The organism is Enterococcus sp. C63 (assembly GCF_040887215.1).
Taxonomy (GTDB): domain Bacteria; phylum Bacillota; class Bacilli; order Lactobacillales; family Enterococcaceae; genus Enterococcus_B; species Enterococcus_B hirae.
In genome coordinates this window covers 91,021-103,479 of the sequence record NZ_JBFOFI010000002.1, presented here as the reverse complement: position 1 = coordinate 103,479, position 12,459 = coordinate 91,021, and the positions used below count along the sequence as shown (strand labels likewise).

General features: G+C 38.0%; 12 protein-coding genes. 3 read left to right on the top strand and 9 right to left on the bottom strand.

The genetic code is table 11. The annotated features are described in order from the left end of the window. Window positions 1–55: 55 nt before the first annotated feature. The 4 genes from AB3H90_RS03120 to AB3H90_RS03105 form a co-directional block, all read right to left on the bottom strand. On the bottom strand, window positions 56–688 hold the full coding sequence (locus AB3H90_RS03120; RefSeq protein ID WP_010720062.1) for a GntR family transcriptional regulator: 633 nt from the start codon (window positions 686–688) through the stop codon (window positions 56–58). Between the two features lie 191 nt (window positions 689–879). Next, window positions 880–1,002, bottom strand: coding sequence for a hypothetical protein (locus tag AB3H90_RS03115; RefSeq protein WP_010720063.1), 123 nt, complete (start codon window positions 1,000–1,002; stop codon window positions 880–882). After that, the gene (gene feoB / locus AB3H90_RS03110; protein WP_368016158.1) at window positions 1,003–3,138 is read right to left on the bottom strand and encodes a ferrous iron transport protein B; all 2,136 of its coding nucleotides are present in this window, start codon (window positions 3,136–3,138) and stop codon (window positions 1,003–1,005) included. Between the two features lie 3 nt (window positions 3,139–3,141). Next, entirely contained in the window at window positions 3,142–3,642 is a 501-nt protein-coding gene (locus AB3H90_RS03105) for a ferrous iron transport protein A (protein WP_010720065.1), read from the bottom strand. A 408-nt stretch (window positions 3,643–4,050) separates the two neighbouring features. Between AB3H90_RS03105 and nrdH the strand changes: the two genes are divergently transcribed. From nrdH to nrdF, 3 genes are all read left to right on the top strand, one after another. Continuing rightward, on the top strand, window positions 4,051–4,275 hold the full coding sequence (gene nrdH, locus AB3H90_RS03100) for a glutaredoxin-like protein NrdH (RefSeq protein WP_010738447.1): 225 nt from the start codon (window positions 4,051–4,053) through the stop codon (window positions 4,273–4,275). A 146-nt stretch (window positions 4,276–4,421) separates the two neighbouring features. Further along, complete coding sequence (nrdE, locus tag AB3H90_RS03095; protein WP_010720067.1) at window positions 4,422–6,581, top strand: class 1b ribonucleoside-diphosphate reductase subunit alpha; 2,160 nt, start codon at window positions 4,422–4,424, stop codon at window positions 6,579–6,581. A 54-nt stretch (window positions 6,582–6,635) separates the two neighbouring features. Continuing rightward, the gene (gene nrdF, locus AB3H90_RS03090; RefSeq protein ID WP_010720068.1) at window positions 6,636–7,604 is read left to right on the top strand and encodes a class 1b ribonucleoside-diphosphate reductase subunit beta; all 969 of its coding nucleotides are present in this window, start codon (window positions 6,636–6,638) and stop codon (window positions 7,602–7,604) included. Between the two features lie 95 nt (window positions 7,605–7,699). Here nrdF and AB3H90_RS03085 read toward each other — a convergent pair whose 3' ends face one another. From AB3H90_RS03085 to AB3H90_RS03065, 5 genes are read right to left on the bottom strand one after another with little or no spacing between them, the layout of a single operon-like run. Continuing rightward, window positions 7,700–8,404, bottom strand: coding sequence for an SIS domain-containing protein (locus AB3H90_RS03085; protein ID WP_368016157.1), 705 nt, complete (start codon window positions 8,402–8,404; stop codon window positions 7,700–7,702). A gap of 44 nt (window positions 8,405–8,448) precedes the next feature. Then, window positions 8,449–9,243, bottom strand: coding sequence for a PTS system mannose/fructose/sorbose family transporter subunit IID (locus tag AB3H90_RS03080; protein WP_010720070.1), 795 nt, complete (start codon window positions 9,241–9,243; stop codon window positions 8,449–8,451). Beyond that, window positions 9,227–10,036 carry a PTS sugar transporter subunit IIC gene (locus AB3H90_RS03075; protein ID WP_010720071.1) on the bottom strand — a complete coding sequence of 270 codons (810 nt, stop codon included), beginning with the start codon at window positions 10,034–10,036 and terminating at the stop codon, window positions 9,227–9,229. Before AB3H90_RS03075 ends, AB3H90_RS03080 begins: the two co-directional genes overlap by 17 nt. Window positions 10,037–10,045: 9 nt before the next feature. Continuing rightward, entirely contained in the window at window positions 10,046–11,005 is a 960-nt protein-coding gene (locus AB3H90_RS03070) for a PTS mannose/fructose/sorbose transporter subunit IIAB (protein ID WP_034699513.1), read from the bottom strand. Continuing rightward, window positions 11,002–12,318: an alpha-L-fucosidase gene (locus AB3H90_RS03065; protein ID WP_368016156.1), complete on the bottom strand. Its 1,317-nt coding sequence runs from the start codon at window positions 12,316–12,318 to the stop codon at window positions 11,002–11,004. The genes AB3H90_RS03070 and AB3H90_RS03065 overlap by 4 nt, the downstream gene beginning before the upstream one ends. Window positions 12,319–12,459: the final 141 nt, after the last annotated feature.

Here is a 12,459-nt window from a genome sequence, read left to right as displayed (position 1 = left end):
CTAGCGGTTAGGCTTATCCAAGATTAAAATTTGATGATAAAAAATAATTAAAGGACTAGTTTTCTGGATAGAAGAAATTAGTCATTCTTTGTAAGGTAAATTCGTTTCCAATGAAATGTACAGTGTCACCCGCTGTGAATTTGGCATACGGTCCAGGTGAAACGAGCAACTCTTCTTTATGGGAAATCGCAATCACTGTCGCTCCTGTTGCTTGCCAAATATTCAACTCGCTGATGGAGCGGTCAAGATGGGTCGCTTCTTTCGTCAACGTTAATTCAAATGGCAATAAAGGATTCATCTTATGTATCCGTTTCGTTTGACTGACTAATTGATCTAATAATTGTGAAAAATGATCCAATTCTTCTTGTTGCTTTTCGACACTTGCCATAATTTCGGCTTTTGTTTCTTGGATCGATTGAACATCTTGGTATTGCAATAAAAAATCTTTGGCTTTCTCTTTTGAGGCAACGAATGCCCCACTGCCATGGCGAACCTCCATGATCCCTAGATCAACTAGCACATTGATTGCTTTTCTTGTAGTTTCAGGAGAAGCATTATATGTACTTGCTAAAGTGGATCTTGCATGGATCTTCTCCCCCACCTGATAACGGTTTTCCACGATTCGTTCAGCCAGATCAACTGCGATTTGTTGGTATCTTGGACGAACAATTTTTTTCTTTCCTGCCATTTATTCTCCTCTTCCTTCTCTTTTTCAGTTACATCTTACTATGGGAAATCAAAATAAGCAAAAAATCTTAAAAAGGTTTTAAGTCTGTTCCTTGGAGAAAAATCAAAAGAAGCAGAATCAACCACAAAAAAAACAACGAACGATGAACTGTTTTTCGATCATCACTCGTTGTTTTTATCATCTCACATCCGTTAGATTTTCTTTACTGGGCAAGCACTTTTACAGTCATCACACGTTTTTCCTGATTTGACACGTGAAAACACGATATAACCAGCACTGCCAAAGATCAATACACTTAATAAAAAAGTCGCCATTTAATTTCCACCTTCTAATGATAACGTCAAAATTTCTTGTTTCTTCTGCTGTTTTTTCAATAAAGCGTAACCTAATCCAATCAGGACCATACCTGCTAAATAAGTCGAAAATACGATAGAGCCGCCTTCTAATAAATGAGCGAACTGATAAATCATGAAGCTTACCAAGTAAGCAAACCCACATTGATAGCCAACTGCGATCAGTGTCCATTTCCTTGAATTCATTTCACGATGGATCGCACCGATTGCTGCAAAACAGGGAGCACAAAGCAGATTGAAGGACAATAAGGAATAAGCAGCAGCGGAAGTATACGTACCTTGTAATGCTTGCCAAATCTCTCGACCATTTTCCGCTACTTCTTTGTGCCCAAACAAAATACCAAAAGTCCCAATGACATTTTCTTTGGCCACTAATCCAGTGATCGTAGCTACTGTTCCTTGCCAATTCCCCCATCCTAGTGGTTGGAAAAGAGGAGCCACAATCCGTCCAACACTTGCTAGAATACTTTGATCTTCCGTAACAGGTTGACCAAAAAAGTTATACGAAGAAGTAAACCAAATCAAAATACTTGAAACAAAGATGATCGTTCCTGCTTTTTTGACGAATGATTTACTGCGATCATAGGTTTGGCGTAAAATCGTTGTTCCTTGTGGAAAATGATACGCTGGTAGTTCCATAATAAATGGTGCGGTATCGCCAGCAAATAACTTCGTCTTCTTCAACATGATCCCTGATAAAACGATGGAAGACATACCTAGAAAATAAGCAGAGGGTGCTACCCAAGAAGTATGGGGGAAAAACGCTCCTGCAATCAAAGCAATGATTGGTAATTTAGCAGAACATGGCATAAACGTCGTGACCATAATCGTCAAGCGCCGATCTTGCTCATTTTCAATGGTTCGGCTAGCCATCACCCCTGGAACACCACAACCTGTAGCAATCAACATAGGAATAAACGATTTTCCTGACAAACCAAATTTCCGAAATAAACGATCCATCACAAAAGCGATCCGTGACATGTAGCCACAATCTTCCAAGAAACTTAAACACAAGAACAAGACGATCAGCTGAGGTAGAAAGCCCAACACTGCGCCTACCCCTGCTATGATTCCATTGAGGATCAATTGTTGCATCCACTGTGCCACTTGCCAGTTGACCAGTACCTGTTCGACGTGTTGTGGCAACCAGCTGCCAAATAACGTGTCATTGATCCAATCAGTTCCCATTGTTCCGATTGTTTGAATCGCTAAATAATAGATCAGCCACATGACAAAAGCAAAAATTGGTAAAGCGAACCAGCGATTAGTAACGATTCGATCGATTTTATCACTGATGGACAAGCGAAATGAATCCGTAGACACGACACAAAGTGCAGTAAGTTGCGTTAGCCATTCATATCGTTCATTAATAACTATTGTTTCGCTATCTTCATCAAATAGTCTCTCTGTCAGACGAATCAGCTGCTCAATTTCTTTTTCTTGTTTTGTCGTTATTGTTTGTTTTTCCCATAACTGTGGATCACGCTCAAAATATTTGATGGCAGACCAGCGTTGAAAAGGCTGATCTTTTCCTAATATCTCTTCGATTTCATGGATTGCAGCTTCTAGTCGATCGTCATAATTAGTTAGTAAGGATACCTTCTGTTCTTTTGGCTGCTTGGAGGCATCAATGATTTTCTTCGTGAGTTTATCCAATCCTTCTTTTTTCAATACACTGATAGGAATCACAGGTATGCCTAAACCATAACTTAATTTTTCGACATTGATTTTTTTGCCATTTTTTTTAATGATATCCATCATATTCAGTCCGATAATGATGGGGATGCCTAGATCTAATAATTGTGCAGACAGATAAAGATTTCTTTCTAAATTTGTGGCATCGACAATATTGATGATCAGATCAGGACATTCGTTGGTCAAATAATCTCTCGCAATTACTTCTTCAGGTGTATAAGGTGACAGGGAATAGATTCCAGGTAAATCTTGAATCTTGATTATCGGATTCTTCTTCATTTTTCCTTCTTTTTTTTCCACCGTTACCCCTGGCCAATTCCCTACGTATTGTTTAGCACCAGTTAAGGCATTGAATAAACTACTCTTTCCACTATTAGGGTTACCAACTAAAGCTACCTTCATTTTTTACACCTCTTTTTGCACAAGGATCAACATTGCTTCTTCTTTACGAAGCGTTAACTCATACCCTCGCAAGGTAATTTCTAACGGATCTCCTAGTGGTGCTAATTTTCTTACAGTCAAAGGAACATTTTTCGTTACACCCATATCCATCAAACGCCGTTTAACAGCGCCTTTTCCATGTATCCCTACAACGATTCCTCGTTCTCCAACAGTCAGTTGATCTAATGAAGTCCAGTTATCCTTAGAAAGTTCGTTCTTTTTCACTAAAATTTGTTTAAACAACTCTCGATCGATCGCGATCCGATTATTTTTTAGCAGGACGATTCCATTACTTCCTGATCGATTGATAACAACGAGTTTACTTCCAACGATTATACCGAGATTTTGCAAATGTTTTTTGACTGCTTCACTCGTTTGCAATTTTTCAATTTGGTAAACAAGATTTAGCTTCGCTTCTTCTAAAGGGACAGTGGCATCTAAAGATAAAGTAGCATTCAAATTCATAAATCGATTTTCATCTCCTTCTTGTGAAAAACATCATGATAGTTCTTTCTATTTATTTTTCCTAGTATTTACTTCATTTATCAACATACATTGAGAATCATTCTCAATAAGAATACTCTCGTTACTTGATAAAGTCAACGAACGTTGTGATTTTATGAGCGAACTTTCATTTAACCACTTAATAAGGAGATAAAAAAATCTTTTTGGGGATTTTTCCACAACCTTCACTGTACTAAAACAAGTATTTTTTCCCCTGTTACTTGTTTTCAGCTGTTTTTCAAAAACCACAAAACATAGTATTCCACAGTTTCCACAACACAAGATGTAGTGTTTGTTGTTTGACTTTTTTACTAATAGTTTTATACTATTCATTATAGATAAACAAGAGCTGTGGAGGAGGCAATACACATGAATGTCAAAATATTTTCTAAAAATAATTGTATGCAATGCAAGATGGTCAAACGCTTTTTAACTGACAACCAAATCGATTTTGAAGAAGTTAATATCGACGAACAACCAGATGCAATTGAATGGTTAAAAGCTCAAGGATTCCAAAGTGTTCCTGTCATTACGTCAGATGCACAAACGGTGATCGGGTTTCGACCAGATCAACTTCGCAAACTTGCTAGTTAGTCACCAGTCAATCGAAATGGAAAAGAACGTAGAATTGGATTTGATGGAATTGAGGCACTTGTTTTTGCCGTAAACTCCCCAAATCCTTTTTTACAGCACGAAACAATATTCACTATCAAAATATGGAATGAAGGTTGGGCGTACTTATGAGTCTTAAGCAGTTAAAAGATGTTAGTTACTTTAAATTAAACAATGAAATCAATCGACCAGTAAATGGTCAGATCCCGCTAAATAAAGATAAAGAAGCGCTAACCGCTTTTTTTGAAGAAAATGTCAAACCAAACACGATGACGTTTGCAACAGCAATGGATAAAATCAATTATTTGATTGAAAACGACTATTTAGAGTCAGAATTTATCCAACTGTACTCTGCTGAATTTATTGAATCACTTTATCAATTTTTAGCAGAACAACACTTTACCTTTAAATCATTTATGGCTGCCTACAAATTTTATTCACAATATGCGTTAAAAACGAATGACGGGACTGCTTATCTTGAATCTTATGAAGATCGAGTAGCTTTCAACGCACTTTATTTTGCTAATGGTGATGAACAATTGGCGCTGTCTTTAGCAGATGAAATGATCCACCAACGTTACCAACCTGCTACCCCTTCTTTCTTAAATGCCGGTCGGAAACGTCGTGGGGAACTCGTTTCTTGTTTCTTGACACAAGTAACTGATGATATGAACTCTATCGGTCGTTCGATCAACTCTGCTTTACAACTATCACGTATCGGCGGTGGTGTTGGGATCACTCTTTCAAACCTACGTGAAGCGGGGGCACCGATCAAAGGTTATGAAGGAGCAGCAAGTGGTGTTGTCCCTGTTATGAAATTATTTGAAGATAGTTTTAGCTATTCAAACCAATTAGGTCAACGTCAAGGTGCTGGTGTCGTTTATTTGAACGTCTTCCACCCAGATATCATTGCTTTTCTTTCTGCCAAGAAAGAAAATGCAGATGAAAAGATCCGAGTAAAGACACTTTCACTTGGTGTAATCGTTCCTGATAAATTTTACGAGTTAGCTCGTAAAAATGAAGAAATGTATCTTTTCAGTCCTTATAGTGTGGAAAAAGAATATGGCGTGCCATTTTCTTATGTCGACATCACTGCTGAGTATGATCATTTAGTAGCGAATCCTAATATTCGGAAACAAAAAATCAAAGCACGTGAACTTGAAAATGAAATTTCGAAATTACAACAAGAATCCGGTTATCCTTATATCATCAATATTGATACAGCTAATCGTGAAAATCCAGTTGACGGAAAGATCATCATGAGTAACTTGTGTTCGGAAATCCTACAAGTTCAAACACCTTCTGTTATCAATGGAAAACAAGAATATGAAGTATTAGGAACGGACATCTCATGTAATCTCGGTTCGACTAACATCGTTAACTTGATGGACAGCCCTGATTTTGGTCAGTCTGTGCGTACGATGACACGGGCATTGACTTACATCACAGATGCTTCCGATATCGATGTTGTCCCTCCAATCCAAAATGGAAACAAATTGAATCATACGATCGGACTAGGAGCAATGGGCTTACACACTTTCTTTGCGAAGGAACAAATGGCGTATGGCTCTGAAGAATCCTTAGATTTCACAAATATTTACTTTATGCTTTTAAATTACTGGACATTAGTTGAAAGTAATACGATTGCTCGTGAAAGAAAACAAGTCTTCCATAACTTTGAAAAATCTGCTTATGCAGATGGAAGCTATTTTGATAAATATGTTACTGGAGAATTCCAACCAAAATCTGATAAAGTAAAAGCTTTATTTGAAGGAATCTTTATTCCAACTGCTGAAGATTGGGAAAACTTAAAGCAAGCGATCATGACCGATGGTTTATACCATCAAAATCGTCTAGCTGTAGCGCCGAATGGTTCGATTTCTTATATCAATGACACTAGTGCAAGTATTCATCCGATTACACGCATGATCGAAGAGCGTCAAGAAAAGAAAATCGGGAAAATCTATTACCCAGCGCCTTATCTGTCAAATGAAACAATTCCTTACTATACTTCAGCTTATGACATGGACATGCGAAAAGTCATTGACATTTACGCAACTGCTCAACAACATGTAGATCAAGGAATGAGTTTAACCCTATTTATGCGTTCTGAAATCCCAGAAGGTCTATATGAATGGAAAACAACGACTAAACAAACAACACGTGATTTGAATATCTTACGTCACTACGCTTTCCATAAAGGAATCAAATCAATTTATTACGTTCGGACGTTTACTGATGATGCAGAAGAAATCGGCAGCAATCAATGTGAAAGTTGTGTCATCTAAAACAAGTAAGCAAAAAATGAACAGACAGGTAATTTAAATAAAGGAGCATTTCTCATGTCAGAAACTTACTATGAAGCAATAAACTGGAATGAAATTGAAGATATCATTGATAAATCTACGTGGGAGAAACTAACTGAACAATTTTGGTTAGATACCCGTATTCCTTTGTCTAATGATTTAGATGACTGGCGGACACTGTCACAGTTAGAAAAAGATACGGTTGGCCATGTCTTCGGTGGACTGACTTTACTCGATACTGTCCAATCAGAAAGCGGAATGGATCAGCTGCGTAAGGATGTCCGTACGCCGCATGAAGAGGCTGTATTGAACAATATCCAATTTATGGAATCGGTCCATGCAAAAAGCTATTCTTCCATTTTTAGTACATTGAATACAAAAAAAGAAATCGAAGAAATCTTTGAATGGACGAATACAAATCCTTATTTACAAAAAAAAGCGGAACGTATCAATGAAATCTACAAAAATGGCACACCTTTAGAAAAGAAAATCGCTAGTGTGTTCTTAGAAACATTCTTATTTTATTCCGGCTTTTATACTCCTCTTTATTATTTAGGAAATAATAAGTTAGCGAATGTAGCAGAAATCATCAAATTGATTATTCGAGATGAATCTGTTCATGGGACTTACATTGGCTACAAATTCCAATTAGGTTACAATGAACTATCAGAAGAAGCACAAGAACAGCTAAAAGACTGGATGTATAATTTATTATATGAATTGTACGAAAATGAAGAACGTTATACCGAGGAACTGTATGATCCAATCGGTTGGACGGAAGAAGTAAAAACATTCTTGCGCTACAATGCCAATAAAGCATTGATGAACCTGGGAATGGATCCACTTTTTCCAGATACAGCGAATGATGTCAATCCAATCGTGATGAACGGTATCTCTACCGGTACCAGCAACCATGATTTCTTCTCACAAGTGGGAAATGGCTACCTCTTAGGGCATGTGGAAGCAATGCAAGATGACGATTATTTGATTGGTTTAGATGACTAAATAGGAAAAGAACGTTTAAGCGTTGGGTTGTCCCCACCTTAAACGTTCTTTTTTATGTGCTTTTTCTCAGTCAATCATTTGATATGTTCATGAAACTAAATATGGAAAATTCTCTCTGCATACTGGTCTTCGATTTTTAGGTTTCGTTCGTGTCCCCCATCGATATTCACACTTAAATAAACTGGCGGTTCAAAACCTTGAGCAACCATTCGCTCAATGGCTTCTAACATCGTTTGTTGGAGTAACAATGTAGCCGCATATGTCGAAGTCCCGCATACTTTGGTCTCTAATCCATCAACAGGTAATACCGCATCACCATAAACAGAGTGGTTATCTAAAACAACATCTGCAAATTCATACAATAACTTTCCACTTTCATGTCGTGAAGTGGATGCTTTAGAGGCAGCCAATGCCGTGACCACGATCAATTTATTTCCACGCTTTTTGATTTCCTCAGCCATTTCAATTGCCATGGGGTTTCTTCCAGAATTAGAAATCAGGAAAAAGACATCATTGGGATGGATGGACACTTTGTGCATGAGTGTTCGTCCGACACCAGCATGTTGTTCATACATGCCCCCCGCAGGATCTAAAATCAGTTTTGACGGTATCAATCCACCTGCACGCCCACTGATTTCTAGCGCTGCTGCATGGGAATGTCCGCTACCAAAAGCCTGCGTAATCCCACCGTTCATAATTCCATCGGCTACGATTTGGGCTGCTTTCGTTATATTTTCTGTTTCATACTTCTCTAATGTTTCAGTTAATTTTTTACATTCTTCAAAAAATGCGAGTGTCATAAGGCTCTCTCCTTTTTATGATTATTCCTCATTTAGTTAGAAAATCACATGATTCCGAATACTCTTAATAAAATCGATAACACCATGATCGCTAAAATCGCTCTTGTTGAATTAAAGTATTTTTTGCCTAACAACCAATAAATGACACCCACTAAAAGGGCTGGAATCATCATCGGCATGATCTGATCTAGTGTTTCTTGAAGGTTAAGTTCGACATCTCCCGTTTTAAAGGTCCAAGTAATTTGGGCATTGATCACCGATGGAATCATGGCACCAATCACCGTGACCCCTAATAAAGTAGCAGCATTGGTCAACGCATTCAAATGTCCGGACATACTAGTCACTAATTTCACGCCTTGAGTATAACCTATTCTTACAGAGAAAAATCGAAAGACTAAAATCGCCAGATTCACTAATACCCAAACAGCAACTCCGATCGCGTTTCCTTGTAGAGCTAAATAGGAAGCCACTGAACCAAAAACAGTTGGGAACAATACTCCAAAAATCGTATCCCCGACACCAGCAAATGAACCCATTAATCCAGTTTTCAAACTAGACACCGTATCTTTTGATTGTTTGCCTTCCGCTTCTTCAGTAGCGATATCAATTCCCAAAATAAAACCGCCCATATGTGGTGTTGTATTAAAAAATTGACTTTGCATGTTCATCATGGCAATCTTGGTTTCTTCATCGTCGCCGTAGAGTTTTTCGATGATCGGTAACATGGAGTACAAATAGCCCCCACCCATCATTCGCTCGTAGTTCCAAGACAATTGGCTACCATACAACCAATTGATACTTACTTTATCTAGGTCTTTTTGATTAATCTTCGTACTCATCAGCACTTAATCCTCCTTTTCCATTTGCATCAGCTTGAGCCACTTGTGTCAGATTGTTTTGCTTTCCAATCAAATTCTTAAATTGTAAAATGGCTAAAGCCAATCCTAATAAAGCCACGCCAAACATAGGCATCTTTAAGTAAGCAACTGCCAAAAACCCAATCATCAAGTACGTAATGAAATTTTTAACTGGTAAAAATCTTAATAAAATGGCGATACCGACTGCTGGTAACATGCCTCCTGCAACTGCCAACCCGCCAGTCAACCATTCTGGAATTACATCTGAAACAATTTGAATCACTCGGTCACCAAAACTAAAGACGATAAAAATAGGTACTCCTCGTGATAATCCCCAACTCATTGCTCCCAACAAGTGATAAATTCTTATTTTTTTAGTATCAGCTAAACGAATATTTTTATCGATTCTCTTTTGAAAGAACACATTACAAAAACGAGCAAAAATATCTAACTGGATCATCAACAATGCTACTGGAACAGCTAATCCGATACCAAATTCCACACCTCTTCCACTCGTAATCGCAAAAACAGTTCCCACGATCGAAGCGGTCATATAATCTGGGACACTTGCTCCTCCATAAGCTTGAATACCCAATCCCATTAATTGCAATGTCGCACCTACTGCCAATCCAGTGGTCAGATCCCCCATTACTAAACCTGTAATGGTACCTACGATCAGTGCTTGGTTAGCAATCACATTGATCCCTAAATTTTCGATGATGACATAAAATCCTAACAGTGATAATACGATGATTTGCCAAATTTCTATATTCATTCGTTCCCCCTACTTTCCGTAAAATTGTGAAAATCGTTTTTCTTCTTCCATTGGTACCATTTGTGCCGTCACAACGACTCCTGCTTTTTCCAACTCTAAAATCTTCGCAATTTCTGCTTCGGTTAAAAAGACGGATTTTTTGATTTGAAGGGTTCCTTCTCTCGAACTGGCATTGCCTAAATTAAATGATTCAATTGGTACACCCGCATCGATCAAATCAAAGATCGTTTGAATCTTTTTGGTAAGCAACATGATTTTTTGATCTTGATAAATCCCTTCTTTTAACCGTTTCGCAGCGGTAACCGTTTTCAATATACTCAATTTGATACCACCTGGAACAGCAGCTTTTAAAGAGGCCTTAGCAATTGGATCATTGACAACTCCATCATCAACGATCATAACTCTTGTTGTTCCCATTTTCCCTAACCAAAGTGTCGCTACTTGACCATGGATCAACCGTTCATCCAATCGGACATGGCTGATCCCCAATTCACTCATTTTGTTGGAAACGGAAGCCACAACTGATGGCTCAGTCTCTGCTGTGTTCGATGGTAAATCCGCTGCGGTGCTTCCAAGGGACGTTTTAATCCCTTGAACACCGACGGTCGAAATATTCTGAACGATTTCATTCAGTGAAGCCTTAGGATTAAAGCGTTCGCTATAAGCTTGAAGAAGCATCGGAATATTCAAACCAGAAACAATTTCGATTTTTCTGCTTCCTTCTTCTTTCAGCTGGTTCAGCTGATTAAAAGGTGTCCCACTCCATAGATCAACTAAACACAACAGTTCATCATCAACGGAATACTTCGCTAACACCTGTTCCACTTGGTGGCGAAACTCTTCTGGACTATTTTCAGGCATCAATACACACACATCTACCTGTTCTTGTTCTCCAAAGATCATGTCTCCCGTTTGCTTTACGCCTAAAGCGAACTCGCCATGGCTTGCAAGAATAATGCCGATACTCATTTTTCTTCCTCCTTTAGTGTTAATTCAATCACTGGGATCAATTCATTTGGTTCTTTAATCGGAATGTTTAGCATCAACATGCTCGGGTCAAGCGCCTCCTTCACATGAACTTCAGTAATCTCTTTGTATAAATTAGTTGTCGCTTTTCTTTCTCCTCCTAAATGCTTCGTATCGACAAACCGAATCTCGGAACCATCATTGAGCAGTTTCGCAAACTTCACTTTCCCACCTAATTCTGGTAATAAAATCGTTCGATAAGGCCAACTAAAAATGTGAAGATATAATTTATTTCCTTTTTGAGTGTATCGACAATCTTGAGGTGGTGTAAAACTAGATAACCCCGCACCATAAATCACTTTTCCATGTTTTCGTAGCCATTGACCAACAGAACTTAAAATGCTATCGCTATTGTCATCCCACTCTCCTCGTGCGTTTGGTCCAATATTCATCGTGAAATTCCCACCTTTGGAGACAGTATCCACTAGTTGTTTCGCTACCATTTCACTCGTTTTGAAATTAAGATTGTCCCGATCGTAACCCCAACTATTATTTAAGGTTTGAACGGTTTCCCATACCTCTTCTTCGTTGTCCATTGCCTTACTTCTAGCAAATTGTTCTGGGGTAAGTACACCACGATGTAAGTCTAACCGGTCATTGATCAAAATATTGGGTTGAATCTCATGGATCATTTTTTCTAATTCAACACTACCCCAATCTTGCGCCCCTTTACCGACCGAAGTCCCCCAATCTCTGCTTTTATAAGAAAAATCAAACCATAGATAGTCAATCGTACCATAACTTGTCAATAATTCTCTGACTTGATTTGCCATAAATTGGCGATAATTTTCCATGTTGCCAGGATGTTGTTCGATATAGGTTGGATTATTTCTCATTGGATGATAGCCATCTACTAAGAAATCTGGATGATGCCAGTCTAATAGAGAATAATAAAGACCGATCTTGATTCCAACTTGACGAAATGCTTCAATCAATTCTCCTAACAAATCTCTCTGATATGGTGTTTTTCCTATATGATATTCTGTTTCTTTTGTATGCCATAAACAAAAGCCATCATGATGTTTTGCTGTAATAATGACATACTTAAAACCTGCTTCTTTGGCTTTTTGAGCCCATTCATGTGGATCTAATAAATCAGGATCGAATTGATCCAGATATTTTTGGTAATCTGCTACACTGATTTCTTCTAAAGTCTGGACCCATTCATGTCTTCCTGCCACTGAATACAATCCGAAATGAATAAATAAACCATATCGACTCTCAGAAAACCATTTTCGTTCACTATTTACACTCATTTTTTTCCTCCGTTAACATTTCTATTTGATTTAACCAAAGTATAACGAGCAATTTAAAACGTTTCCATACTTGAATAATTTGTTGACATTTATTCAAAAAATGATTCACGCGAAAATATGTAAGCGTTCTATTGTATGATT

What these genes read in the sequence shown, in the direction of transcription:
- nrdH (WP_010738447.1), top strand. Translation starts at nt 4,051, where the DNA reads ATGAATGTCAAAATATTTTCTAAAAATAATTGTATGCAATGCAAGATG.
- AB3H90_RS03080 (WP_010720070.1), bottom strand. Translation starts at nt 9,243, where the DNA reads ATGAGTACGAAGATTAATCAAAAAGACCTAGATAAAGTAAGTATCAAT.
- AB3H90_RS03105 (WP_010720065.1), bottom strand. Translation starts at nt 3,642, where the DNA reads ATGAATTTGAATGCTACTTTATCTTTAGATGCCACTGTCCCTTTAGAA.
- AB3H90_RS03070 (WP_034699513.1), bottom strand. Translation starts at nt 11,005, where the DNA reads ATGAGTATCGGCATTATTCTTGCAAGCCATGGCGAGTTCGCTTTAGGC.
- AB3H90_RS03075 (WP_010720071.1), bottom strand. Translation starts at nt 10,036, where the DNA reads ATGAATATAGAAATTTGGCAAATCATCGTATTATCACTGTTAGGATTT.
- AB3H90_RS03085 (WP_368016157.1), bottom strand. Translation starts at nt 8,404, where the DNA reads ATGACACTCGCATTTTTTGAAGAATGTAAAAAATTAACTGAAACATTA.
- AB3H90_RS03120 (WP_010720062.1), bottom strand. Translation starts at nt 688, where the DNA reads ATGGCAGGAAAGAAAAAAATTGTTCGTCCAAGATACCAACAAATCGCA.
- nrdF (WP_010720068.1), top strand. Translation starts at nt 6,636, where the DNA reads ATGTCAGAAACTTACTATGAAGCAATAAACTGGAATGAAATTGAAGAT.
- AB3H90_RS03115 (WP_010720063.1), bottom strand. Translation starts at nt 1,002, where the DNA reads ATGGCGACTTTTTTATTAAGTGTATTGATCTTTGGCAGTGCTGGTTAT.
- nrdE (WP_010720067.1), top strand. Translation starts at nt 4,422, where the DNA reads ATGAGTCTTAAGCAGTTAAAAGATGTTAGTTACTTTAAATTAAACAAT.
- AB3H90_RS03065 (WP_368016156.1), bottom strand. Translation starts at nt 12,318, where the DNA reads ATGAGTGTAAATAGTGAACGAAAATGGTTTTCTGAGAGTCGATATGGT.
- feoB (WP_368016158.1), bottom strand. Translation starts at nt 3,138, where the DNA reads ATGAAGGTAGCTTTAGTTGGTAACCCTAATAGTGGAAAGAGTAGTTTA.